The following is a 25,246-nucleotide window of genomic DNA, read 5'->3' as shown; positions in this document are numbered from 1 at the left end:
TTAGGCCGAAAGCGACTTTACGCGCTGTGCAAGACGCGAAACCTTGCGCGATGCAGTGTTGGCGTGCAGGACGCCCTTGGTGGCTGCGCGCATCAGCTCGGGCTGAGCTGCCTTGAGCGCTGCGGCTGCAACTGCCTGGTCGCCGGTTGCAATCGCTTCTTCGACCTTGCGGATGAAGTTGCGAACGCGCGAACGACGGGCCTTGTTCACTGCGGTGCGGCGTGCGATCTTGCGGGTCGCCTTTTTCGCCGAAGTTGTATTGGCCATTTGTGCCTCTCTTCGAAAACTGACATGAACTCCGCCCCTCGCCGTGCCGGGTCACTGCGACCTGTCATCAAAGCAATTCGGGAGTATTTCCGGAAAGCCCAGAATGGCGTTCCAAACTGAGGGCGGCGTATAGCGGGAAACCGCCGCCCCGTCAACGCGCAATTTCCAGAATCTGCGCGCCGTGCTCTGGGCTAGCGATGTTTGAACTCCGGTTTGCGCTTGGCGACGAAGGCGGCCATGCCTTCCTTCTGGTCTTCGGTCGCAAACAGCGAGTGGAAGAGCCGACGCTCGAAACGCAGGCCTTCGGCAAGCGTCAGCTCCAGCGAGCGGCTTACGGCCTCCTTGGCCATCATCACCGCGGGCAGCGAGAAGGAGGCGATCTTTTCGGCAGCGGTGAGCACTTCCTCCAACAATTTCTCCGGCGCCACCACACGCGAAACGAGTCCCGCGCGTTCTGCCTCGGCCGCATCCATCATCCGGCCGGTCAGCACCAGGTCCATGGCCTTCGCCTTGCCGACGGCGCGCGTCAGGCGCTGGGAGCCGCCCATGCCGGGAATGACGCCGAGGGTGATTTCCGGCTGGCCGAACTTCGCGGTCTCGGACGCAATGATGAAGTCGCACATCATCGCCAGCTCGCAGCCGCCGCCAAGCGCGTAGCCGGAAACGGCAGCGATCAAAGGCTTGCGAGCTGCCGCCACCTGGTCCCAGCCGCCGATGAAGTCGCCAAGATAGCTGTCGACGAAATCGAGCGTCTGCATCTCCTTGATGTCGGCGCCGGCGGCAAACGCCTTCTCCGAGCCGGCGAGGACCACGGCGCCGATCTCCTTGTCGGCGTCGAAGGCCTTCAGCGCCGCGGCAAGCTCGCGCATCACGGTCGAGTTCAGCGCATTCAGCGCCTGCGGACGATTGAGCGTCACCAGGCCGACGCGGCCGCGTGTTTCGACCAGCAGCGTTTCGTAGGTCATTTCTGTTTCCTCCGGTTCATGCACCAGACCGCTCACGGACTGGCGTTCATTTCTGGCAGTGCGGGCAATAGAAGGTTGAGCGTCCCGCCTGCACGATGCGGGCGACCGTACCGTCGCAGCCGGGCGTGCGGCAAGCCTGTCCTTCGCGGTCATAGACGGAGAAAGAGTGCTGGAAGTAGCCGAGCGAGCCGTCAGCCTGGATATGGTCCTTCAGCGACGATCCGCCGGCGGCTATGGCATCGGCGATGACCTCGCGGATCGCATCCGTCAGGCGCACGAGCCCCTCCTTCGGCTTGCCGCGCTTGTCGACGAGCGCGCCGGCCGGTTTCAGCGGCGACAGGTGCGAGCGCCAGAGCGCCTCGCAGACATAGATATTGCCGAGACCGGCGATGTTCTTCTGGTCAAGCAACGCCGCCTTCAGCGGTTGGGCCTTGCCGGAAAAGCGTGCGGCGAGATAGGCGGCATCGAGCACGTTGCCGGTCGGCTCCTCGCCGAGCGCGCGGAAATAGGCGTGGCTCGCCACCGTGTCGCGGCGAGCAAGGTCCATGAAGCCGAAGCGGCGCGGGTCGTTGTAGATCACCCGCACCGGGCCTTGCGCACCGTCGAGATGGAAGATGACGTGATCGTGCTTTTCATCCTTGCCGCGCGGATGGTGGAATTCGCCGGGCGTTGTTGCCGCCGGCCCCACCTCGATGCGGAAGGAACCGGACATGCCCAGATGGGCGATGATCACGTCACCGGCTTCCAGATCGATCATCAGATACTTGGCGCGGCGCGACAGCGAGACGATGCGCTGGCCGGCAACGGTCGAGGAGAAATTCTCCGGGAAGGGAAACCTCAGATCCGGCCGGCGCAATTCCGCATTCACGAGCAGCGCGCCTTCCATGGTCGGCGCGAGGCCGCGCTTGACGGTTTCGACCTCGGGCAACTCCGGCATGAATGCACTCCTTCGATCTCAGCCACCGGATGCGGTGGTTGGCATTTCCTTGGCGGCCTTCTTATCCTATAGGGGTGCGCTATGCCGCAGCCGCAGTCCCGCCCACGAGATAGCGTGTGACGGGCCTTTTCGCTATGGTGCCGGAAAAATTGGTTCAGGTGGAGTTCTTCGTATGACGGATCAGCGCGTATCGGCCGATGGCGGCATGGAAACATCTTTCGGTTTCCGCAACGTCGGCACGGGCGAGAAGCAGCCGCTTGTCAACGACGTCTTCCACAAGGTGGCCAAGCGTTACGACATCATGAACGACGTGATGTCGGCCGGCCTGCACCGCGCCTGGAAGGATGCGATGATCGCGGCCCTCAACCCGCCACGCCGCGAGGGCTACAGGACGCTCGACGTTGCCGGCGGCACCGGCGATATCGCCTTCCGCATCATCGAAGCCTCCGACCGCAAGGCGCATTCGACGGTGCTCGACATCAACGGCTCGATGCTGGCCGTCGGCGCCGAGCGCGCCGAGAAGAAGAAGCTCTCCGCCAATCTCGATTTCGTCGAAGCCAATGCCGAGGACCTGCCTTTCGAGGCCAATACCTTCGACGCCTATACGATTGCCTTCGGCATCCGCAACGTGCCGCGCATCGACGTGGCGCTGAAGGAGGCATACCGGGTGCTGAAGCGCGGCGGCCGGTTGCTGGTGCTGGAGTTCTCCGAAGTGGAAATGCCGCTGCTCGACCGCTTCTATGATGCCTGGTCGTTCAACGCGATCCCTAAGTTCGGCAAGCTGATCACCGGCGATGAAGCGCCCTACCAGTATCTGGTGGAATCGATCCGCAAGTTTCCGAACCAGAAGGACTTCGCGACGATGATCAAGGAAGCGGGCTTCTCGCGCGTCTCCTTCACCAATTACACCGGCGGCATCGCAGCGCTGCATTCCGGCTGGAAAATCTGATCCCGATGAGCACGCCTGGAGCATATATCCGCCTCGCGCGGATCGGCTGGGTTCTCGTGCGCGAAGGCGTCGTCTCGGCCGTCCCGACGGAGCACCTGCCACCCTTTGCCCGTTTCGCCCAGAAGGCGGCCGGACTTTTGGCGCGGCGCAGAGTGCCGGGAGAGGAGCGTAGCGACCGGCTGTCGCGCGCCGTCGCCCGGCTCGGCCCCTCCTATGTGAAGATCGGCCAGTTCCTCGCAACCCGCCCCGACGTCGTTGGCGCGGAGTTTGCCGCAGACCTGTCGCTGTTGCAGGACCGCATGGCGACCTTCCCGCAGAACGAGGCGAAGACCGCGATCGAGGGATCACTCGGCCGGACGGTCGATGATCTCTATGCCGAGTTTTCCGAGCCGATGGCCGCGGCCTCGATCGCTCAGGTGCACCCGGCGATCGTGATGCGCGACAGCGGCCCTGAGAAGGTCGCGGTCAAGGTCATCCGTCCCGGCGTGCGGCAGCGCTTCGCCTCCGACATCGAGGCGATGTATCTCGTCAGCCATATGCAGGAGCGTTTCCTGCCCTACACCCGCCGGCTGAAGCCGGTCGAGGTGACCAAGACGCTGGAACAGACGACGAAGATCGAGATGGATCTTCGTCTGGAGGCGGCCGCCCTTTCCGAGCTTGGCGAGAACACCAAGGACGATTCCGGCTTCCGCGTGCCGAAGGTCGACTGGGAGCGGACCGGACGCGACGTCGTCACCATGGAGTGGATCGACGGCGTCAAGATGTCGGACATCGAGGGCTTGAAGGCCGCAGGCCACGACCTCAACCTTCTAGCCGAAGTGCTGATCCAGTCCTTCCTGCGCCACACGCTGCGCGACGGCTTCTTTCATGCCGACATGCATCAGGGCAATCTCTTCGTCGACGATGCCGGCCATATCGTCGCCGTCGACATGGGCATCGTCGGCCGCCTCGGCAAGAAGGAACGCCGGTTCCTGGCCGAGATCCTCTTCGGCTTCATCACCCGCGACTACCAGCGCGTGGCCGACGTGCATTTCGAGGCGGGCTATGTCCCTTCGCACCACGACGCTGCGAGTTTCGCCCAGGCGATCCGCGCGATCGGCGAGCCGATCCACGGCCAGCCGGCCGAAACCATTTCGATGGCGAAGCTGCTCACGTTGCTCTTCGAGGTCACTGAGCTCTTCGACATGCAGACCCGCCCCGAGCTCGTCATGCTGCAGAAGACCATGGTGGTCGTTGAAGGGGTGGCTCGCACGCTCAATCCGCGCTTCAACATGTGGAAGGCCTCCGAGCCGGTCGTCGGCAAGTGGATCCGCGACAATCTCGGACCGAAGCGCATCGTCACCGATTTGCGCGACGGCCTGCATGCCGCACTCAGGCTGGCTGAAGCCGCGCCCGAAATCGCCGCCCGCACGGAGAAGTTTTCGAGCGAGATCATGGCGATGAGCGAAAACGGTCTGCGCTTCGACGCCGAGACCGCGCATGCGATCGGCAAGGCGGAAGCGAAACACACGCGCTCCGGCCGCATCGCGCTGTGGCTCATCGCCGCCACGCTCGCCTATATCGCCTGGCAGGTGACCTGATCCCGCCCGCGCCCGAACCGGCGCGGCGGGCTTGTCTTTCTACCCACGCTTGCTATCCTTCCCGCATGGATAATCGCTCTATTCTCGTCATGGTGCTTTGCACGCATACCCCAGGGGTGTGCGGGAGACCTGTTGCGCTGACTTAAGCGAAATGTCCCCCACCAACCCTGCCGAGGCGAGCAGGGTTGGGACCTGTTTCCTCGGAACCAAAGAGAGGAAACAATGACCGACGCAAACGACCCTTCAGATATCAACATCCGCGCGGCCCGCGTCGTCGATTTCGAAGCGATCGCGGCGCTGATGAGCCAGCCGGGCATCCGCTCGGGCACGCTGCGCCAGCCGTTCGCCACCCCGGAACAGACACGCAAGTGGTTGGAGAGCCTCTCGGACGTCAGCGTCGTCATCGTCGCCGAGCGCGCCGACCGGATCCTCGGCATGGCCGGACTGCATCGCAGCAAGGGGCGCCGGCATCATTCCGCGGCCCTTGGGATCAGCGTCGACGACGACCATCGCGGCGAGGGCATCGGTAAGTCGCTGCTGACCGCTCTGATCGACGCCGCCGATAACTGGCTCGGCATCAGCCGCATCGAGCTTACGGTCTTTACCGACAACGAGCCCGCTATCGCACTCTACCGCAAGGCCGGCTTCGAGATGGAGGGTACGCACCGGGCCTATGCGCTGAGGAACGGTGTGCTGGCCGACGTGTTCGCGATGGCCCGCATTCGTGAACCTGCGGCGCCGAAGGCCGCTTGAAGGCCGCAACGGCCGGCAACCGGCACGGACTGTGGCCGGCCGATTGCGATCCAGCGCAACCGCCGGCAGCATCCTGTTCCATCCGGAACTGCGAATATCTCGGCTTCATGCGACTTTCGTCTCATGGATGACAAAGGTTCATCCCAACCCATCCGGAGGAGAGATCATCATGCGCAAGTTCATCGTCGCAGCCGCTGTCGCCATTACCGCTGCCATCTCCTTTGCAGCACCTTCGCAGGCCGGTGGCATTTCGATCGGCTTCGGCAACGGCTACTACGGTCATGGCTGGAGCGGCCGTGTCGGCTACGTCGGCAGCTATTATGGCGGACCCTACTACTACGAGGACGAACCCTATTGCTTCCTGAAGACGGTGAAGCGCTACGACAGCTACGGCAACCGCTACTACAAGAAAATCCGCATCTGCCGCTAAGCGACAGAATGAGGGAGGGCGCTTGAGAGCCCGGCCGCGGTGCGGCCGGGCTTTTGCATTCCGACATCCACTGACGTCAAAACGATTCCGCTGCGAGGAAATCTGGTGTAGCTCGGATGCCGAGCCATTCTGAATTCCGCAATCGAGGAGGGTCGGTCATGGATCTTGGTATCGCCGGAAAACGTGCGCTGGTGCTTGGCGGCAGCAAGGGGCTGGGGCGCGGTATTGCCGAGGCTCTCGCCGGCGAAGGCGTCATCGTGGCGCTCACCGGCCGCGACGCGACATCGGCGGCCAAGGTGGCAAGCGACATCAGCCCTTCGGCGCGCGGCTACGCCCTCGACCTCTCGAAGCCCGAAAGCCTCGATGGCCTGCTGGACCAGCTCGAAGCCGATTTCGGCGCGATCGACATTCTGGTGCTGAATGGCGGCGGGCCGCCGCCCTCACCTGCCTCGGTCATCGAACCGGACTTCTGGCGTTCTCAATTCGAGACCATGGTGCTGGCCGGCATGCGCATCGCCGGCCGGCTGCTGCCCGGCATGCGGGAACGCCAGTTCGGGCGCATTATCGCCGTCGCCTCCACCAGTATCCGCGAACCGATCGTCGGGCTCACCGCGTCGAATGCGCTCAGAAGTGCGGTTGCCGGCTGGCTGAAGACGCTCGCCGGCGAGGTCGCTGCCGACGGCGTGACCGTGAACCTGCTTCTGCCCGGAAGGCTTGCCACAGACCGCACGCTCAGCTTCGACCGGATGGACGCCGAAAGCGAAGGGCTCGATGTCGAGACGGTCGCAGCCCGCAGCCAACGCGACATCCCGATCGGCCGCTACGGCACGCCGGCGGAATTCGGGGCGGCCGCAGCCTTCCTCGCGGGCCGTCAGGCAAGCTACATCACCGGCGTGGCGCTGCCCATCGATGGCGGCCTCAGCCGCTCGATGCTCTGATACCGTTCTGGACATTTCCGCCGACGGATTGGGGTGAGCTACGAAGGCGAGGTCATACCTCGTCCCGACTGTCATCGCCGATGAGCGCCGAGAGGTCTTCGGCCAACCGCGTGACCAGCGCGCCGGCCTCGGGCCGGTAATAGAGGGCGATCTCCATCGTCTCGATCATCGGCAGTCCTTGCTGCGGCCCCACCGTCCGGTGCCGGTCGTGGACGACGCGGGCCGGCAGCAGGCTGATGCCCAGCCCATCGGCGACCGCCGACTGAATACTGGCGAGGCTGGAACTGGTATAACTCACGCGCCAGCGTCGCCCTGAGGCATCCAGTGCCGCCACCATGTCGTCGCGATAGAGGCCGCGCGGCGGAAAGACGACGAGCGGCAGAGGATCGAGCGCCAGAACAGGATGGGCGGCGCTGTCGATCCAGCACAGGCTTTCCTGCCACTGTTTCACGGCATCGCCCGTGCCGCGGCGCTGCTTGACGACGACGATATCGAGCTCGCCACGATCATAGAGCGACCGCAGCTCGCGGCTGAGCCCGCTCGTCACTTCGAGCCTGACATTCTCGTGGCGGCGGGCAAAGGCCGCGAGTGTGCTGGTCGTGCGGCCGGCTGCAAAGTCCTCGGGCAGGCCGAGGCGCAGCGTCGCGGCAACCGATGCGCCCGAGAGAAGCTGCCGCACTTCCGCGTCCAACGCCAGCATGCGCCGTGCATAGCCGATCAACTGCTCGCCCGCTTCCGTCAGGCGGACCTGGCGATGGCTGCGTTCGAGCAGCCGATGGCCGGCCTGCTCTTCCAGCCGCAGGACTTTCTGGCTGACGGTCGACTGGGTGGAATTGAGCCGGCCGGCCGCAGCGGTGAAACCGCCGCAATCGGCCACCGCCGCGAAGGCTTTCAGCAGATCCAGATCGAAAGGTTGATCATTCATATTTCCACTTGATAGCATTCATACATTTAATTTCCAAATGAATGCGGCACTGCCTATGGTCGCACACGGGAGGGCCACGCCGGGCGCGGGAGACGTTCGGCGACGACGCGTGTCTTGCGCCCTTGAAAAGGTCACGGATCGGCTCAAGTAAGCACGAGATTGCGATGAGCAAGAGCGGCACGGATGGAGCCCTTTCGAGGTTTCCTCGTCCGCTCTTAACCGGAACCATTGCGATCGACCGACCCATTCGGCCGGCCCGCATGATCGGAAAGAACAAATGCGACCAAGACTTTTCGGCTCGCTGATCGGCGCATCCATTGCCGCCTTCAGCCTTGCACCTCAAACCGTGGGGGCCTCGATGCTTGAAAACCAGCTGATCTCCGCCGCCGAGACCGGCGATCCAGACAAGGTCAAGGCGCTGCTCAAGGAAGGCGCGAGCATCGAAGCGCGCGACGCCAGCGGTGCGACGGCGCTGCTCGCCGCCACCCATGAAAATCGCGTCGATGCGGCGCGTGCCCTGATCGAGGCCGGCGCCGACGTCAACGCCAAGGACAAGATCCAGGACAGCCCCTATCTTTATGCCGGCGCGCGTGGGCATCTCGACATCCTGAAGTTGACGCTTGCCAATGGCGCCGACCTCAAGAGCACCAACCGCTATGGCGGAACGGCGCTGATCCCGGCCGCAGAGCGCGGCCATGTCGAGACCGTCAAGACCTTGATCGAAGCCGGCATCGACGTCGATCACGTCAACCGCCTCGGCTGGACCGCGCTGCTCGAAGCCATCATCCTCGGCAGTGGCGGTGAAAAGCACATCGAGATCGTACGCCTGCTGATCAAGGCCGGCGCCGACGTGAACCTTGCCGATGGCGAGGGTGTCAGCCCGCTGACCCATGCCCGCCAGCGCGGCTATGGCAAGATCGAGAGGCTGCTGGCCGACGCCGGCGCACGCTAGAAAGAACTCTCATGACCCAGGAACAGACCTATCTGGCCGAGGCAGTAACGCTTGCCCGCCGCAACATCGAGAAAGGCGGACGCCCCTTCGGCGCCGTCGTCGTCAAGGATGGCGAGATCGTCGGTCGCGGCGTCAACGAGATGCTGTCATCCGGCGACCCTACCTCGCATGCGGAACTGAACGCGTTGCGTTCCGCCGCCCAAAACCTTCGTTCCCCGCGGCTCGAAGGCGCCGCCGTCTATGCCAGCGGCCAGCCCTGCCCGATGTGCCTGGCGGCCATGCGCATGGCCGGAATCACCGAGATCGCCTATGCGAACTCGAATGCCGACGCCGAACCCTTTGGCCTCTCGACCGCAGCGATCTATGCGGAACTGGCAAAACCGCTCGCCGAGCAGGCCATGCGCTTCCGCCATGTGCCGGTCGACGATGCCGAAACGACACCGCTTTACGCCGCCTGGCAAGAGCGCCTGGCCAAGACTTGAGTCGTCGGGCCAACGCCCGGCCATCACGTTGCGAATAGCCCCGAGGCGGCCGACGGCCGCCTCGGGCTTTTCTGTTCATGCCGGGCCCCATTGGGAATCGACGCCCCTTGCCGAACACACGTGCCGGCTGTAATCGCATAGGCGTTTCTTCCTTTTATGCCGCCCCATCTCTTAAGGAGACCGGGCGGATTCCAGCCAGCAGGTGCCCGTGATGACTGCCTATTCCGAAAAAGCCGGCCGCTTCGTCGCACTGCTTCTCATCGCGGGCTCCGGTGTGGTGACGATTGCCAAGGGCATGAGCCTGACCTTCCTTGCAATCCGCCTCCAGCGTGACTTCGGCCTCAACCCTGCCAGCATCGGCGCGTTGATCGGCGTGGGGCCGCTGCTCGGCGCGATCGTCAGCCCGTTCGCCGGCACGCTCTCCGATCGGATTGGCCGAAAAGGCGTGTTGACCGTCGCACTCTTCATGGCCGGACTGGCGCTGGCCGGGCTCGGACTGGCACAATCGATCGCCGCCTTCGCGCTGGCCCACATCGTTTCCGCCGTTGCCGCCGCCGTTTTTGAACCGGTCGCGCGCGCCTTGATGAGCGATGCGGCGCCTGAACATCTGCGCCTCAAGGTTTTCTCCTGGCGTTATCTCGCCATCAATGCCGGCTGGGCGATCGGGCCATTGATCGGCGTATGGGTCGGCGCTGCCTATGTGACGCTTTTCGTCATCGCGGGCGTCATCCACGCAGCCTTCGGTCTCGTGCTCTTGCTCACGGTACCGGAGGCAAGCAACAGGCAGGCTATCGAAACCGAACGAACGTCAGGGAGTGCCGGTGGCTGGCGCGGACTTGTCGCCGCCTTGCGTGACCGGCGCCTGGTCTTCTTCGTCGTCGGCGGCACGCTGCTTCTCGCCGTTCACGGTCAGTGGTCCGTGACCCTGTCGCAGTATCTCAATACCGGCTTTGAGGACGGCGTCACGCTTTTTGCGCTGCTGGTTTCGACCAACGCGGTAACGGTGCTGGTCGCCAGCACGCCGGCCCGCTTCGTCATCGAACGGATCGGCGCCCTGCATGCGCTGTCGCTTGGCAGCCTGCTGTTCCTGATCGGCGAAATCGGCTTTGCCGCCTCGTCCGGAATGGAAATGCTCGTCGCCTCGATGATCCTTTTCACCATAGGCGAGGTGCTGGTCGTGCCGTCGGAATATGTGCTGGTCGATGGAATTTCCAACGCCGGCAACCGCGGCACCTATTTCGGTGCCCATTCGCTCTCGACGTTTGGAAACTTCCTCGGGCCGCTCACCGGCGGCCTTGCGCTTGGCGCCGTCGGCGGCGCCGGCATGTTCCTGCTGTTCGGGGCATTTGCTGCGGCAGGTGCGCTTCTGTTTGCGATCGGCCATTCCATGCCGCCGCCGCGTCCTGAGGCCGCGCGCACCACGGCGCTCGACGATGGCGCCGCCACGGGAGACCTGCTGCGGCTGGGGCAGTTCGCTTGACACCGGTTATAAGCCGGTCGCGGGCGACGCGTTGATCTGCTCCTGCACCCGTTCGAGTGGCCCCGGCGCCAGTGCTGCCGGCGGCTGATACGGATTGGAGAAGGCGTAGATCAGGAACAGGATGATGCCGGTATAGGCGCCGAAGAGGCAGAGCAGCAGCAGGTTCCGCCGTCTCGGCGGATAGGCATAATAGGCGAGCGCGATGAAGATCACACCGGAGAGTGCCGCGAACCAGAAGATGCTGTCGATCGAGTCCGCGACGTTGCTTTCCCGCTTGGTCCGGCTCTGCGAAACGTCGTGCAGCCGCTCCAGCATCTGGCTGCGCAGGCTCTCCTGACGCTTGTCGGCGGGCACGAGGTTCAGCACATGCTGGTAGGCCTTGTCCCAGAACGCCCAGGCCTCATTTGAAAGACGGCCCTTGTCCGCCAATGATTGCCACTCGCCGTCGATCACCTGGGACACGTAGGCGGATATCGCCTGCTGGATCGGTGCCTTGAAGCCTTCACCGTAGCGTGCGGCATCATAGTAGATGTCGGCGATAGCGCCGGCTTCGGTCGCCATTTCGTATTTGAGCTGCTGGTACTCGACCATCTCCTGCGCGAACACGAGCGCAAGGATCAGGCCATGCAGTGCCGAGATCCGGAAGATGACCGAACTGGCCAGCTCCTTTTCATGGCCCTCGGCCTCGCCGCCCATGATCAGCCGCATCAGGAAGTACGCAGCAAGCGTCAGTGCGACCGTGCCACACACGAAGAGTGCACCGAGCAGCATCTCGACGATCATGTCCCCTCCACAGCCCATTCTCCTGCCGCGGGCCTTCGTCAATTCTGAGCCCACGACCGGCGAAAGACAACTGCACGCCCCGGACCAGGCCCTGGGCGGCTGTCTTGCGGCTGGCCGAAACGCTATGCTTGCAGCGCCATCCACCCGTCTTGCCACCATTTCGACACTGCCAACGCCTACGCACCCCACCAAAACCGGAGTAATAACAAGATCATGAGTGCGCCAAGCGAACAGACAGTCCTCAAACAATCGATCGCGGCCACCGTGGTCGTCGGGGTGACGGGCGTTATCTTCGGTCTGCTATCGGGCTCGGTTTCCATCGTGTTCGACGGCGTCTTCTCGGCCGTCGACGCCTCCATGACCTTGCTTGCGCTTGGCGTGACGCAGCTTATCCCGAAACCGAGCAAGCGCTTCCAGATGGGCTTCTGGCACATCGAACCGATGGTGCTGCTCTTCAATGCCGGCCTTCTGACCCTGCTTTCCTTCTACGCGATGGTGAACGCCGTCGGCTCCATTCTGTCGGGCGGCAATCACCTCGCCTTCGACTGGGCGATCGCCTATGCCGCCGTCGTCGTGGTGATCTGCGCCTTCATGTTCTTCTATGTACGCCGGGCGAACCGGCCGATCGGCTCGGAGTTCCTGGCGCTCGACGTGCGCGCCTGGGCGATGTCCGGCGCGATTACCTCCGCCCTGCTCGTCGCCTTTGCGATCGCCGCCGCCTTGAAGGGAACGGCCTACGAGTACGTCACGCCCTATGTCGACCCGGCGATCCTGATCGTGCTGACGCTCTGCCTGATCCCGCTGCCGATCCGCACGGTCTTCCAGGCGCTGAAGGAGATCTTCCTCGTCGCACCCGCCGAGCTTGACGAGCGCGTGCGGCAGGCAGCGGCGAACGCCGTCACACGCCACGGCTTTGCCGATTACCGCACCTATGTCGCCAAGGTCGGGCGCTCCAAGACGATCGAGGTCTATCTGATCGGAACGCCCGAAACCAAGGTCGGCACGCTCGCCGAACTCGACCGGATCCGCGCCGAGATCGGCGAGGAGATCGGTGATCCCGGCCATGACCGCTGGCTGACGATCGCCTTTACCGGCGACGCGCGCTGGGCGGAATAGTCCCGTCAGGAAAGTTCGATCCGCCTGGTGATGCCGATCGCCTCCAGGAAGGCCCGGTCGTGGCTGACGACGAGCAGCGCGCCGTCATAGGCCCTGAGCCCCGCCTCGACCGCCTCGATGGAATCGATATCCAGATGGTTGGTCGGCTCGTCGAGGATCAGGAGCTGCGGCGGATTGCGACCACCGAGCACGCAGGCCAGACCGGCCCGCAGCATCTGGCCGCCGCTGAGGCTCGAGACGACCTGCAGGGCAGCATCGGCCCGGAACATGAAGCGGGCGAGCGCTGCCCGGCAATCGTTCTCGCTGGCATCAGGATTGAGACCCCGAAAATTGTCGCGGATAGAGAGCGCGGGATCGAGCAGGCTTACCTTTTGGTCGAGCACGGCGTGATCGACGAGCAGGCGCACGCTGCCGGACCATGGCTGTAGATCACCCGTCAGCAGCGACAGCAGGGTCGTCTTGCCCGAACCGTTGCGGCCGGTAAGCGCAACGCGCTCCGGCCCGACGATCGAGAGCGACAGCCGGTCGACGACCGGCTTCCCCCGTTCATAGCCGACGCCGACGTTATCGACCTGCAGGACACTGCGACCGGCAGGCAGTCCGGTCGGCGGCAGGCGAACAGTCAGCGGCTGCAGGATTTCGATGCGCTCGCGCGCTTCGACGAGATCGCCGACCGCCTGGTCCCGTCGCCGGTCCGCAAGGCGGGCATTGTCGCCGCCGGTCTTTTCGCTACGCTCCTTCCTGGCGTCGAGCAAGAGCAGCGGTTCGTCGCCCTTGGCGCGCTTGCGGCGGCCGGCGGCATCCTTGCGCGCCTTGCGTTCGGCCGTCTCCTGGGTCTTGCGCTCGACCTCGGCCAGACGCCGCTCGGCATCGGCGAGATCGTGGCGAGCAGACGCCAGCTCGATCGCCTTGCGTTCACGATAGTGGCTCCAATTGCCGCCGTAGGTGGTGGCGCCGAGCGTTGTCAGTTCGACGATTGCGTCCATCTCTTCCAGGAGTTCGCGATCATGGCTGACGACGATGGCGCCGCCGCGCCAGCCCGCCATCAGCGCAGCGACGGCCGCCCGCCCCTCGCGGTCGAGATTGTTGGTGGGTTCGTCGAGCAGGATGAAGTCAGGCTCCTTGAAGACGAGCGCGGCAAGCTTCACGCGGGTCATCTGCCCGCCGGACAAGGCGGCAAGGCGCGTTTCCGCCGAAGCGTCCAGACCGACGCGCGCCAGCGCTTCCTCCATGCGGGCCTCCAGCGTCCAGTCGGCGGAAGCCAGTTCGTCAAGGGTGGCGCCCCCCTCTTCTGCTTTCTGCAGAACCGCAAGCGCGTCGGTGACGCCGAAGAGATTGGCGACGGTCTCGTCGGCCGCGACCTGAACGGTCTGGCTGAGCACGCCGAGGCTGCCGACGACGCTGACCTTGCCGGCCTGCGGCGCCAGCGTTCCCTCGACCAGTCGCAGCAGGGTGGATTTTCCCACGCCATTGCGACCGACAAGGCCGGTGCGAACGGGACCAAAGCTCAGGTCGAGATCGGAAAGGAGGCTTCGGCCCTCAGGCGCGGACCACGAAATACGGGAGAGTGAAATCGAAGCAGGCATGGATACGGTTTTCCCTGATGGCAAGACGGTTCGGCTTGGCGGTCAGGGTGAAATCCATCGATGCGTGTATCCTGTTCAAATTTCTATCGCGGTCATAGATAGCATCGAATGCGCCCGTTTCAAGGCGGGCCCTTCGATACAGACCTGCGGGGGCCAGGGGATCAGGCGAGGCTGCGCTGCACCTCGTCGTCGCCGAAGACGAGCCCGGAGGCCCGCACGCTCCGGTTTCGGCCGTGGTTCTTGGCGTCGAGAAGAGCGGCATCGGCCCGGGTCAGGAGCGTGGCTACAGGCCCATCGTCCGGCGCCGAGGCAACGCCGACCGAGACCGAAACCGTGCCCAGAATCCGGCCGCGATGCGACAGCGGCGTCGTGCCGATCCGCATCCTCAGCCGCTCGGCAAGCTCGAAGCCCTCGGCTTCGCCGGCGTCGGGCATGAGCACGGTGAACTCCTCGCCGCCGAAACGGTAGGCACTGCCGGCATCGCCGACCGTGTCGACGATGATCTGCGCGACATACTGCATGACGACGTCGCCGGCATCGTGGCCGAACTCATCGTTGAAGCGCTTGAAGTGGTCGATGTCGATCATGAGGCAGCTGAGCGGCTTGCCGGCCTGCCCGCGCGGCTGCCGGTTCAGCGCCTCATCGAGGCAGCGCCGGTTGAGCAGGCCCGTCAACGCATCGCGGACGGCGAGATTGGTAAGCTTCTCGCGCAGCTGAAGATTGGCGACGGCAAGCCCGATGTTTTCGGCGATCAGTTCGAGATAGAGGCGCGACGCCTCGACCGCGAATTCCTCCTCAGACCGTTCCTCGAAGTAGAGGAGCCCGATCGTGTCGCCCTGGGCCGTCAGCGGCACGCAGAGGCCGATCACGCCTTCATCGTCGAGGTGCTGGCAGGCGATGTCGCTGTGGCCACGGTTGCTGACATGCGGCCGGCCGCGGCGGAGCCCCCAGCAGGCGCTGGACGGAAACGTCGGCGCCGAGTGCTGCGGATCGAGCCAGGTACCGACGCGCGACAGGAGCGTCCGGCTGTCGTTCAGCACATAGAGATGGCCGGCGAGGTTGGGAAAGACCTGCGGCGCGAAACGGGCGACGACCTCGGCCAGTTCGTCCTGGCTCTGGCAGGCCTGCAGCCGGTGCATCATCTGCAGGATGAGATCCTTGGTCTGCTGGTCTAGCCGCCGCTCCGCGTCCAGACGGTCCCGCTCCAGGCCGTTTTCGCGGAAGATATGGATCGCCTTGTTCATCTCGCCGATCTCGTCGCTGCGGCGATCGAGCGGGACTTCCACGGCGTAATCCTGCTCGGCGAGGCGGGTGACGATTCCGCTCATGCGGGTAAGCGGCATGGCGACGCGGCGCTTGAGGATGAAATAGAGCACGCTCAGGAACAGGGCGGCGGTGATGCCGAGCATCGTCTTGGCGGCCGCCGCATACCAATCGCTGCGCTCCTGCGCCTCGTTGAGGGCCGCGCCGGTGCGGACGTTGGTCAGGTCCCTGAACCGCGCCACCGTCTCAAGAAGGGCGGTCTGCAGACGCTCGTGCTCGGGCCCAAAGAGCCTTACCTGCGCGCCGGCGCGGTCACCCTTCTGATAGGCATCGATGGCGGCAACCTCGACCTTGTCGAGCGCTTCCGCCTCGCGAACGATATCCTGCAAGGCGGCGATCTCCGCCGGCGTTGCGCCAAGATTGGTCGCGGTCTTGGTCGCCTCCTCGCGCCGGCGTTCTTCTTCCTCGGCGCGGTGGAAGGCTTCCAGATGGCGCTCGTCGCCGCGCATCACATAAAGACGTGCCTCGTCACTTCGCGTTTCAGCCCCGAGCGCAAGCTCTTCGCCGAGTGTATCAAGCACCAGATGTTGCTCAACCGCCTGGCGTTCCTTGATCGCGCTGTCGGTCGACAGGATGAAGGCGGCACCGGAAAGCCCCGTCAGAAGGACGGTCACGCCATAGGCCCAGTTTGTGATCGCATTTATTCGCATGGAAGAAGCTTAGCCCCCGCGGATTGAGAGCGGATTAACCGCATTATCAGGCTTCGGCAACAGCCCCTGCCCCGGTTGACACAAGCGGCGCGGCTTTTGTTCCGCCCCCTCGACATGCCGGCCCCTCCGGACACGTTGCGCCCGGCAGATCGCTCAAGTAGGTTCGACATCAAAGGCGTCGGTGAGGCCGATCGCCTGGACTATTCTGGTATCGCGTAGGCTCGGCAGCCCATGCCGGGCGAGAGGACGGCCGAAGGGCCGGGTGCAAATGACACTGTCGGGCAAGCGTATTCTCCTCATCATCTCCGGCGGCATCGCGGCCTATAAGAGCCTCGATCTCATCCGACGGCTCAGGGAGCGCGGTGCAAGCGTGCGGCCGGTCATGACGGCGGGCGCACAGGAGTTCGTGACGCCGCTTGCCGTCGGCGCGCTTTCGGCCTCGCATGTCTATCTCGACCTGTTTTCGCGCGAGGACGAGCAGGACGTCGGCCATATTCGGCTGGCGCGCGAATGCGATCTGATCGTCGTGGCACCCGCGACCGCCGACCTGATGGCGAGGATGGCGAACGGCCATGCGGACGATCTCGCCTCGACCATTCTGTTGGCAACGGACCGCCCTGTCCTGGTTGCGCCGGCGATGAACCCGAAAATGTGGGCGCATCCGGCGACGCGCCGCAACCGGGCGACGCTTGCGAGGGACGGCCTCCGCTTCATCGGCCCGGAAGCGGGCGAAATGGCCGAAAGCGGCGAGGCCGGCGAAGGCCGCATGAGTGAGCCGCTGGCGATCGTCGCGGCCGTTGAAGACCTGCTCTTAGGCGCGCCAAAACCGCTTGCCGGGCGCAGCGTCGTCGTCACCTCAGGGCCGACGCATGAGCCGATCGACCCGGTGCGCTACATTGCCAATCGCTCCTCCGGCAAGCAGGGCCATGCGATCGCCGCGGCGCTAGCAAAGCTCGGCGCCGACGTCACGCTGGTCTCCGGCCCGGTGACGATCCCGGATCCGGTTGGTGTGAAAGTCGTGCATGTGGAGCGGGCCGAAGAGATGCGCGATGCGGTGCTTGCCGCCCTTCCCGCCGATGTCGCCGTCATGGTCGCCGCCGTTGCCGACTGGCGGGTGGCGACGGCCGCCGGCAACAAGATCAAGAAGAAGCCGGGCGAGGCGCCGCCGCCGCTGCAGCTTGCTGAAAACCCCGATATCCTGAAGACGGTCGGCCACCATGCGAAGCGGCCAAAGCTCGTCATCGGCTTTGCCGCCGAGACCGAAAACGTCGCCGACAACGGCCGCGCCAAGCTCGAGCGAAAGGGCGCCGACTTCATCCTCGCCAACGACGTCTCGCCGGCAACCGGCATCATGGGCGGCGACCGCAATAAGGTGAAGCTGATCTCACATGCCGGCAATGACGACTGGCCAGAGATGGACAAGGACGCGGTGGCGGAGAAGCTGGCGGCGATGATTGCCGAGCAGCTGGCGCGCTAAACAATCGATCTCATGGCAAATGCCCCTCACCCGAACCCTCTCCCCGCAAGCGGGGCGAGGGGACGCGGCACACGCGATATCGCGTCCCGTTGGCTGCGGGCTTAGCTTCTCCCGTCTAACCTCGAGAACGATGATAATCGGTCGCTTTCTCGAAGAACCAGTCGTGGACGAGCGAGCGCCACGCGTCCCTCCTCCCCACCTGCGGGGAGGAGGTGGCGGCAGCCGGATGAGGGGCGCGTCGTCCTCGTCGAAGCCGAAAGCGCCGCCGGCTCAGGCCATCTGGCGAGATCTGACCGGCGTGCCCTTGGTCGAAAACAGCCGAACATCGACTCCGTTTTCGCCGACGATGACCGCGGTGCCGTCGGGGATTTCGACCCAGGCACTGTCGTCGTCGTTGAGCGGCTCGGAGACGAGGCAATAGCCACCGCTCGGGCCCATCGGTGCGGCATAGAGCGTCGGCGCCTTCCAGTCGGAGGCGTAGCGCACGGCGTAGAGATCCTGGCCGTCGGAGAAAGCTGCGGTGAAGCGCACCAGCACCTGCCGCTCCAGATGCTCGGCAAGCTGTTCGATAAAGGCGAGCGCCTCGGCGATGGCGCCAAGCGGATCGCGGTCGAGCCCGAACTGCATGGCGAGAAGAAACAGGAGCTCCGAATCCGTCGTGCCAGTGCGCGCCGAATAGAGGTCATTGTCGAGCATGCTCTCCATCGGACGGCGCAGATGCTCGAAGTCGCCGATCTGGCCGTTGTGCATGAAGGACCAGCGGCCGAAGACGAAGGGATGACAGTTGTCGCGCCTGGTTCCGCCGCCGGTCGCGGCGCGCACATGGGCGAGGAAGAGCGGCGAGCGGATCTGCCTTGCGATGCTCTTCAAGTTGCAGTCGGACCAGGCCGGCAGGATATCGCGGTAGCGCCCCGGCTCGGGATGGTCGCCGTACCAGGCGATGCCGAAGCCGTCGCCGTTGGTGGCGGTCTTGGCCCGTGTCGCGCAATGGGACTGTTCGATCAGCGAGTGCGCCGGAGAGGTCACCAGTTCCTCGAGATACAGCGGCTCCCCGCGATAGGCTGCCCAGCGGCACATGCTGATTTCACTCCAGCTCCGCTCCGTTCACTGCGGAGCGATTCGTTAACCATGACGAAACGCGATGTTCCAACGGAACATGGTAAAAATGCGTTAACACATTCCCCCTTCGTCAAGGTGAAGCTAACCGGAACGCACAGTTTTGGCTGTTTCAAACGGCACAACGTCGGTATCGCCATCCTATTTCGAACAAACATTCCATATTGACAAAACTTGCAAAATTCATTTCATTTCAGACCAACACGGCAGCGCCGCCAGGGAGGAATTCAGCATGGGCAGCAAGCGCAAACTCGGCATCGGCCTGATCGGCACGGGCTTCATGGGCAAGGCCCATGCGCTCGGCTTCACCATTGCCGCGCGGGTCTTCGACCTGCCCTTCGAGCTCGATCTGGTTTCGGTCGCCGACGTGACCGTCGAGAGTGCCGAACGCGCCCGCGGTCAACTGGGCTTCCGCAAGGCGACCGCCGACTGGCGCGAGCTCTTGACCGATCCGGATATCGACATCATCGACATCACCACGCCGAACCTTTTGCACAAGGAGATGGCGCTTGCGGCGATCGCCCATGGCAAGCACGTCTATTGTGAAAAGCCGCTGGCGCCGACCGTCGCGGAATGCCGCGAGATGGTTGAGGCGGCCGAGAAGGCGGGCGTCGTGACCCAGGTCGGCTTCAACTATCTGAAGAACCCACTGATCTTCCTTGCCAAGGACATCATCGAAAGCGGCGAGATCGGCGAGATCCGCTCGATGCGCGGCATCCATGCGGAAGACTTCATGGCCGACGCGCAGGTTCCGTGGGGCTGGCGCCTGAACCCGGCCAGCGGCGGCGGTGCGCTTGCCGACATCGGCAGCCACATTATCGCCTCCATGCGCCACCTCGTCGGCCCGATCAAACAGGTGCTTGCCGAAACCATCATCCAGATCCCGGAACGCCCGGTGTCCGCTGGCTCCAGCGAAACCCGCGCCGTCGAGGTCGACGACATCACCCGCGCCTTCGTGCGCTTCGAAAACGGCGCCACCGGCAGCTTCGAGGCAAGCTGGATCGCGACCGGTCGCAAGATGCAGCACGATTTCGAGATCTACGGTTCGAAGGGCAGCATCGTCTTCACCCAGGAGCGGCTGAACGAAATCCGCCTCTACAAGACGGGCGATGATATCCGCACCCGCGGCTTCCGCACCATCTGGGCCGGACCGGAGCATCCGCCCTATGGCGCGTTCTGCGTAGCGCCGGGCCACCAGATCGGCTTCAACGACCTGAAGGCCATCGAGGTGAAGGAGTTCCTCGACGCCATCGCCGGCGGCAAGTCTCCCTCGACCGATTTCCGCGAAGGCTACGAGGTGCAGAAGGTGCTTTCGGCGACCTATCAATCGGCCAAGACAAACGAATGGGTGCGGATCTAGGCGGCTTCGACGGCCGGCGTCTCGTAGGAAAACCATCTATTTTTGCACGCACGTCGGGACGCTAAACCGCTACGCACTTTTGCTGGAAATGCCGCCCGTCTTGCTGCGCATTTCCGGACGGAAATCCGCTTCGCACTTTTCCTGGACATGCTCTCTGTTTTGGTGCGCATTCCGGACGGAAATCCGCTTCGCACTTTTCCTGGACATGCTCCGAGAAAAATAGAATGCCTGTTCTATCCCGTTCCCGACTAATCGATTAGGGTGAGGCCGAAAGCCAGACTGACATCGAGGGAGACGAGCGAGACATGGCCATGCCGGAAACGACGACAGAGGTGCCGCAGGATTTCGAGGCGCTGAAGGCCGCCATTCTGGAACGCAAGGCGGAGCTGCCGAAACGGCTGCGCCAGGTTGCCGCCTATTCGCTCGACAATCCCGATGAAATCGCCTTCGGCACGGCAGCGAGCATCGCGACTTCCGCCGAAGTGCAGCCGTCGACGCTGGTGCGCTTCGCCCAGTATTTCGGCTTCGAGGGCTTTTCCAGCCTGCAGCAGATCTTTCGCGCCCGGCTGCGTGAGCGCACGCCCGGCTATGAGGACCGGCTGAAGGCGCTCAGCGCCAACGACCACAGCAAGCTCGAAAGCGGTTCGATCTTCAACGGCTTCGTCGCTGCCGCCCACCGCTCGCTCGACAACATCGCCTCCTCGGTGGATCCTGAAGCCTTCGAACGCGCCGTCGATATCCTCGCCAAGGCCGACACCGTCTACCTGATCGCCAAGCGCCGCTCCTATCCGATCTCCAGCTACATGGCCTATGCCTTCGGCAAGCTGAAGGTGAAATACCAGCTCGTCGGCACCGCCGCCGGCATCGACGAGGACATGCTGGCGATGGCGACGAAAAACGATGCCGCCTTTGCCGTCAGCTTCTCGCCCTACGCCTCCGAAAGTGCGGCCCAGGCGCGGCTTCTCGCCGAACGCAAGGTCCCCGTCGTGTCGCTGACGGACTCGGCCTTCTCGCCCTTGGCAGAATCCTCGAAGGTCTGGTTCGAACTGGTCGAGGCCGACCATGCCGGCTTCCGTTCTCTTTCCGCCAGCATGGCGTTTGCCATGGCGCTGACGGTCGCCATCGCCGAGAAGCGCCAGCGCCTCGCCGAGGGCGGCTAGGCAAAACGGCACAGATAGAATGAAAATTCCATATTGACGAAACGTCGGAATTTATGTTTCATACGACCATCACCCACAGTACGGAAATGGTCGGGCCCGCCAAGGTGTCCGCGGGGAGGAAGCAGTGAGCCAGAACGTTTCGGCACAGGGAGCAAAGCCGCTCGACCTGATCACCATCGGCCGGGCCTCGGTCGATCTCTATGGCCAGCAGATCGGCACGCGACTTGAAGATGTTTCGAGCTTTGCGAAGTCAGTGGGCGGCTGCCCCTGCAACATCTCTGTCGGCACCGCCCGCCTGGGTCTGAAGTCAGCGCTTCTTACCCGCGTCGGCGACGAACAGATGGGCCGCTTCATCCGCGAGCAGCTCACTCGCGAAGGCGTCGAGACCCGCGGCATCGTCACCGATCCGGAGCGGCTGACGGCGCTCGCGATCCTCGCGGTCGAAAACGACAAGACCTTCCCGCTGCTCTTCTATCGCGACAACTGCGCCGACAACGCGCTTTGCGAAGATGACGTTTCCGAGGAGTTCATCCGTTCCGCCCGCGCAGTGCTCGTCTCGGGCACGCATTTCTCCAAGCCGAACACCGACGCCGCCCAGCGCAAGGCGATCCGCATTGCCAAGGAAAACGGCGCGAAGGTCGTCTTCGACATCGACTACCGTCCGAACCTCTGGGGCCTTGCCGGCCATGACGCCGGCGAAAGCCGTTATATCGCGTCGGATCGCGTTTCGGCGCATCTGAAAACGGTTCTTGCCGATTGCGACCTGATCGTCGGCACGGAAGAGGAAGTGCTGATCGCCTCGGGCGAAAGTGACCTGCTCCAGGCGCTGAAGACGATCCGCTCGCTCTCGAAGGCGACGATTGTGCTCAAGCGCGGACCGATGGGCTGCATCGTCTATGACGGTCCGATCACCGACGACCTCGAAGACGGCATCGTCGGCAAGGGCTTTCCGATCGAGGTCTATAACGTGCTCGGCGCCGGCGACGCCTTCATGTCCGGCTTCCTGCGCGGCTGGCTCAAAAACGAGCCGCACGCGACGTCTGCTACCTGGGCCAATGCCTGCGGCGCCTTCGCTGTCTCGCGCCTGCTCTGTGCGCCTGAAATCCCGACCTGGACGGAACTGCAGTTCTTCCTGGAAAAGGGCAGCAAAGAACGGGCCCTGCGCAAGGACGAGGCGATCAACCACGTTCACTGGGCAACCACACGTCGCCGCGATATCCCGCTTCTGATGGCGCTGGCGATCGATCATCGCAGCCAGCTCGAAGACATGGCCGCCGGCGACCAGGCTCTGCTTGACCGCATTCCCGCCTTCAAGGTGCTGGCGGTAAAGGCCGCCGCACAGGTCGCGGCCGGCCGCTCCGGCTTCGGCATGCTGATCGACGACAAGTACGGCCGCGACGCGCTTTACGCCGCCGGCGCCCATCGCGACTTCTGGATCGGCAAGCCGATCGAGCTTCCGGGCTCGCGGCCGCTGCAATTCGAATTCAGCCAGGATCTCGGCAGTCGCCTGATCGACTGGCCGGTCGACCACTGCATCAAGGTGCTCTCCTTCTACCACCCGGACGATCCGGCGGAGTTGAAAGCCCAGCAGGTGGCAAAGCTCCGCTCCGCCTTCGAAGCGGCGCGCAAGGTTGGCCGTGAGATCCTGATCGAGATCATTGCCGGCAAGCACGGCAAGCTCGACGACCAGACCATTCCGCGGGCACTGACCGAACTCTACGATGCCGGGCTCAAGCCGGACTGGTGGAAGCTCGAGCCGCAGGCGAGCCGCGGCGCCTGGGCAGCGATCGATGCCGTCATCGAGGCACGCGACCCGCTCTGCCGCGGCGTGGTGCTCTTGGGCCTCGAAGCGCCCTATGAGCAGCTCAAGGACGGCTTTGCAGCCGCCCGCACTTCGAAGACGGTCCGGGGCTTTGCCGTCGGCCGAACGATTTTCGCCGATGCCGGCCGGGCCTGGCTCGGCGGCACGATGAGCGACGACCAGGCGATCGCCGACATGGCCGGAAAATTCAAGGCCCTGGTCGATCTCTGGCTGCAACTGGGTGAAACAAAGGCGGCATAGGATCGACAGATATCAGTCGATAATGCCGGACAGGGCGGAACGGGACGATTCCGCCACGAGGAGGAAACAGATTATGAGCCAGAAGACCGTGCGCCTGACTATGGCCCAGGCCGTGGCGCGGTTCCTGACCCGCCAGATGACCGTCATCGAAGGCAAGAAGGTGCCGATCTTCGGCGGCGTCTTCGCCATCTTCGGCCATGGCAACGTCGCCGGCGTCGGCGAAGCGCTGCACGCGATCAAGGACACGCTGCCGACCTACCGCGCCCAGAACGAACAGGGCATGGCGAATGCGGCGATCGCCTTTGCCAAGGCGAGCTTCCGCCGCCGCTTCATGGCCTGCACCACCTCGATCGGCCCCGGCGCGCTCAACATGGTGACCTCGGCAGCACTCGCCCATGTCAACCGCCTGCCGGTCCTCTTCCTGCCCGGCGATGTGTTCGCCAACCGCCGCCCCGATCCGGTGCTGCAGCAGGTGGAAAGCTTCGGCGACGGCACGATCTCGGCGAACGACTGCTTCCGCCCGGTCTCGCGCTACTTCGACCGCATCAGCCGGCCCGAACAGATCATCCCGGCGCTGCGCCGCGCCATGCAGGTGCTGACGGATCCGGCCGATTGCGGCCCGGTGACGCTGTCGCTCTGCCAGGACGTGCAGGCGGAAGCCTATGACTATCCGGAAAACTTCTTCGACGAGAAGGTCTGGGTGCCGCGCCGCGTCGAGCCGGATCTCGACGAACTGGCGACGGCGATCGCGGCGGTGAAGGAAGCAAAGAAGCCGATCATCATCGCCGGCGGCGGCGTGCTCTATTCCGAAGCGAGCAAGGAGCTCGGCGATTTCGCCGAACGCCACGGCATTCCCGTGGTCGAGACGCAGGCCGGCAAGTCGGCGCTGCCGCATTCGCATTCGCTCAACATGGGCTCGGTCGGCGTGACCGGCACCACCGCCTCCAACGCGCTTGCCGAGGATGCCGACGTGGTTCTCGCCGTCGGCTCGCGCCTGCAGGACTTCACGACCGGTTCCTGGGCGCTCTTCAAGAACGAGGGCCTGAAGATCATCGGCCTCAACGTTCAGCCTTTCGACGCCGGCAAACACAACGGCCTGCCGCTGATCGCAGACGCCCGCGCCGGTCTCAACCGCATCTCCGGCGGTCTTGGCGGCCACAAGGCCGATCCGAGCTGGACCGCGAAGGCCAAGGCCGGCAAGGCGGAATGGCTGGCGGCGGCCGACAAGGCGACGGCCACGACCAATGCGGCCCTTCCCTCCGACGCCCAGGTGATCGGCGCCGTGCAGCGCGCCCGCGGCGGCAAGAACACGACGCTCGTCTGCGCCGCCGGCGGTCTACCCGGTGAGTTGCACAAGCTCTGGCAGGCGGAAGAGCCCGGCGGCTACCACATGGAATACGGCTTCTCGACCATGGGTTACGAAGTTGCCGGCGGTCTCGGCGTCAAGCTCGCCAAGCCCGAGAGCGACGTGATCGTCATGGTCGGTGACGGCAGCTACATGATGCTGAATTCGGAGATCGCCTCTTCGATCATGCTTGGCGCCAAGTTCACGATCGTGCTGCTCGACAATGCCGGCTACGGCTGCATCAACCGACTGCAGATGGGCACCGGTGGCGCCAACTTCAACAATCTCTTGAAGGACACCCATCACGTCGAACTGCCGCAGATCGACTTCGCGGCGCATGCCGGCGCGATGGGCGCCGTCACCCGCAAGGTCGGCTCGATCTCCGAGCTCGAAGCAGCGCTCAAGGAGACCGCGAGCGAGACGCGCACGACCGTGATCGTCATCGACACCGATCCGCTGATCACGACCGAGGCCGGCGGCCACTGGTGGGATGTCGCAGTGCCCGAGGTCTCGGGCCGCGCCCAGGTCAACGCGGCGCGCGAGGGTTATGAGAAGGCGCTCGCCGCACAGCGCTTCGGCTAAGATTGCCCTTTCGGCGCCCGCGTTTTCG

22 protein-coding genes are annotated in these 25,246 nt (G+C 64.3%); 14 read left to right on the top strand and 8 right to left on the bottom strand.

Features of this window, described 5'->3' with window-relative positions; genetic code table 11:
• The 3 genes from rpsT to mutM all read right to left on the bottom strand — a co-directional run bounded on the left by rpsT (position 1) and on the right by mutM (position 2,169).
• A complete protein-coding gene (rpsT, locus tag FA04_RS19770) occupies positions 1-267 on the bottom strand; it encodes a 30S ribosomal protein S20 (RefSeq protein WP_034797494.1) in 267 nt (88 codons plus the stop codon).
• 191 nt (positions 268-458) lie between these two features.
• Positions 459-1,232 (bottom strand): enoyl-CoA hydratase, encoded by a 774-nt coding sequence (locus tag FA04_RS19765; RefSeq protein WP_034797495.1) that lies wholly within the window; start codon positions 1,230-1,232, stop codon positions 459-461.
• A 46-nt stretch (positions 1,233-1,278) separates the two neighbouring features.
• A complete protein-coding gene (mutM, locus tag FA04_RS19760) occupies positions 1,279-2,169 on the bottom strand; it encodes a bifunctional DNA-formamidopyrimidine glycosylase/DNA-(apurinic or apyrimidinic site) lyase (RefSeq protein ID WP_034797500.1) in 891 nt (296 codons plus the stop codon).
• Positions 2,170-2,341: 172 nt separating this feature from the next.
• Here mutM and ubiE point away from each other — a divergent pair, with 172 nt between their 5' ends.
• The 5 genes from ubiE (at position 2,342) to FA04_RS19735 (ending at position 6,819) form a co-directional block, all read left to right on the top strand.
• Positions 2,342-3,118: a bifunctional demethylmenaquinone methyltransferase/2-methoxy-6-polyprenyl-1,4-benzoquinol methylase UbiE gene (gene ubiE / locus FA04_RS19755; protein ID WP_034797505.1), complete on the top strand. Its 777-nt coding sequence runs from the start codon at positions 2,342-2,344 to the stop codon at positions 3,116-3,118.
• Between the two features lie 5 nt (positions 3,119-3,123).
• Positions 3,124-4,698, top strand: a complete 1,575-nt coding sequence (ubiB, locus tag FA04_RS19750; RefSeq protein ID WP_034797511.1) for a 2-polyprenylphenol 6-hydroxylase — start codon at positions 3,124-3,126, stop codon at positions 4,696-4,698.
• A 222-nt stretch (positions 4,699-4,920) separates the two neighbouring features.
• Positions 4,921-5,451, top strand: a complete 531-nt coding sequence (locus FA04_RS19745; protein ID WP_034797513.1) for a GNAT family N-acetyltransferase — start codon at positions 4,921-4,923, stop codon at positions 5,449-5,451.
• Between the two features lie 169 nt (positions 5,452-5,620).
• A complete protein-coding gene (locus FA04_RS19740) occupies positions 5,621-5,881 on the top strand; it encodes a hypothetical protein (protein ID WP_034797516.1) in 261 nt (86 codons plus the stop codon).
• 158 nt (positions 5,882-6,039) lie between these two features.
• Complete coding sequence (locus tag FA04_RS19735) at positions 6,040-6,819, top strand: SDR family oxidoreductase (protein WP_034797517.1); 780 nt, start codon at positions 6,040-6,042, stop codon at positions 6,817-6,819.
• A gap of 52 nt (positions 6,820-6,871) precedes the next feature.
• On the opposite strand, the gene FA04_RS19730 is transcribed toward FA04_RS19735, so the two are convergent.
• Positions 6,872-7,744: a LysR family transcriptional regulator gene (locus tag FA04_RS19730; RefSeq protein ID WP_034797519.1), complete on the bottom strand. Its 873-nt coding sequence runs from the start codon at positions 7,742-7,744 to the stop codon at positions 6,872-6,874.
• 358 nt (positions 7,745-8,102) lie between these two features.
• Between FA04_RS19730 and FA04_RS19725 the strand changes: the two genes are divergently transcribed.
• From FA04_RS19725 to FA04_RS19715, 3 genes are all read left to right on the top strand, one after another.
• A complete protein-coding gene (locus tag FA04_RS19725) occupies positions 8,103-8,696 on the top strand; it encodes an ankyrin repeat domain-containing protein (RefSeq protein ID WP_034797632.1) in 594 nt (197 codons plus the stop codon).
• 11 nt (positions 8,697-8,707) lie between these two features.
• The gene (locus tag FA04_RS19720) at positions 8,708-9,178 is read left to right on the top strand and encodes a nucleoside deaminase (protein WP_034797521.1); all 471 of its coding nucleotides are present in this window, start codon (positions 8,708-8,710) and stop codon (positions 9,176-9,178) included.
• A gap of 211 nt (positions 9,179-9,389) precedes the next feature.
• Positions 9,390-10,658 (top strand): MFS transporter, encoded by a 1,269-nt coding sequence (locus tag FA04_RS19715; protein WP_051659374.1) that lies wholly within the window; start codon positions 9,390-9,392, stop codon positions 10,656-10,658.
• 6 nt (positions 10,659-10,664) lie between these two features.
• Here the strand turns inward: FA04_RS19715 and FA04_RS19710 are convergent, their stop codons facing one another.
• Positions 10,665-11,441: a bestrophin-like domain gene (locus FA04_RS19710; protein ID WP_034797523.1), complete on the bottom strand. Its 777-nt coding sequence runs from the start codon at positions 11,439-11,441 to the stop codon at positions 10,665-10,667.
• 213 nt (positions 11,442-11,654) lie between these two features.
• On the opposite strand from FA04_RS19710, the gene FA04_RS19705 reads away from it, so the two are divergent.
• Positions 11,655-12,557: a cation diffusion facilitator family transporter gene (locus FA04_RS19705; RefSeq protein ID WP_034797525.1), complete on the top strand. Its 903-nt coding sequence runs from the start codon at positions 11,655-11,657 to the stop codon at positions 12,555-12,557.
• Between the two features lie 5 nt (positions 12,558-12,562).
• On the opposite strand, the gene FA04_RS19700 is transcribed toward FA04_RS19705, so the two are convergent.
• Both FA04_RS19700 and FA04_RS19695 read right to left on the bottom strand, forming a co-directional pair.
• Positions 12,563-14,143 carry an ABC-F family ATP-binding cassette domain-containing protein gene (locus tag FA04_RS19700; protein WP_034797527.1) on the bottom strand — a complete coding sequence of 527 codons (1,581 nt, stop codon included), beginning with the start codon at positions 14,141-14,143 and terminating at the stop codon, positions 12,563-12,565.
• Between the two features lie 161 nt (positions 14,144-14,304).
• Positions 14,305-16,116 (bottom strand): sensor domain-containing diguanylate cyclase, encoded by a 1,812-nt coding sequence (locus FA04_RS19695; RefSeq protein ID WP_034797529.1) that lies wholly within the window; start codon positions 16,114-16,116, stop codon positions 14,305-14,307.
• A 268-nt stretch (positions 16,117-16,384) separates the two neighbouring features.
• Here FA04_RS19695 and coaBC point away from each other — a divergent pair, with 268 nt between their 5' ends.
• Complete coding sequence (gene coaBC, locus FA04_RS19690; RefSeq protein ID WP_034797531.1) at positions 16,385-17,593, top strand: bifunctional phosphopantothenoylcysteine decarboxylase/phosphopantothenate--cysteine ligase CoaBC; 1,209 nt, start codon at positions 16,385-16,387, stop codon at positions 17,591-17,593.
• Between the two features lie 270 nt (positions 17,594-17,863).
• Here coaBC and FA04_RS19685 read toward each other — a convergent pair whose 3' ends face one another.
• The gene (locus FA04_RS19685; protein ID WP_034797533.1) at positions 17,864-18,670 is read right to left on the bottom strand and encodes a class II glutamine amidotransferase; all 807 of its coding nucleotides are present in this window, start codon (positions 18,668-18,670) and stop codon (positions 17,864-17,866) included.
• Positions 18,671-18,941: 271 nt separating this feature from the next.
• Between FA04_RS19685 and FA04_RS19680 the strand changes: the two genes are divergently transcribed.
• The 4 genes from FA04_RS19680 (at position 18,942) to iolD (ending at position 25,218) form a co-directional block, all read left to right on the top strand.
• Complete coding sequence (locus tag FA04_RS19680; RefSeq protein ID WP_034797536.1) at positions 18,942-20,069, top strand: Gfo/Idh/MocA family protein; 1,128 nt, start codon at positions 18,942-18,944, stop codon at positions 20,067-20,069.
• Positions 20,070-20,374: 305 nt separating this feature from the next.
• Positions 20,375-21,229, top strand: a complete 855-nt coding sequence (locus FA04_RS19675; protein WP_034797538.1) for a MurR/RpiR family transcriptional regulator — start codon at positions 20,375-20,377, stop codon at positions 21,227-21,229.
• 124 nt (positions 21,230-21,353) lie between these two features.
• A complete protein-coding gene (locus FA04_RS19670; RefSeq protein WP_034797539.1) occupies positions 21,354-23,291 on the top strand; it encodes a bifunctional 5-dehydro-2-deoxygluconokinase/5-dehydro-2-deoxyphosphogluconate aldolase in 1,938 nt (645 codons plus the stop codon).
• Positions 23,292-23,364: 73 nt separating this feature from the next.
• Positions 23,365-25,218, top strand: a complete 1,854-nt coding sequence (gene iolD, locus FA04_RS19665) for a 3D-(3,5/4)-trihydroxycyclohexane-1,2-dione acylhydrolase (decyclizing) (RefSeq protein WP_034797541.1) — start codon at positions 23,365-23,367, stop codon at positions 25,216-25,218.
• The last annotated feature ends 28 nt before the right edge of the window (positions 25,219-25,246 follow it).

Origin of the sequence: Ensifer adhaerens, assembly GCF_000697965.2 — a bacterium.
Taxonomy (GTDB): domain Bacteria; phylum Pseudomonadota; class Alphaproteobacteria; order Rhizobiales; family Rhizobiaceae; genus Ensifer; species Ensifer adhaerens.
This window is presented reverse-complemented; position numbering and strand designations above follow the sequence as displayed.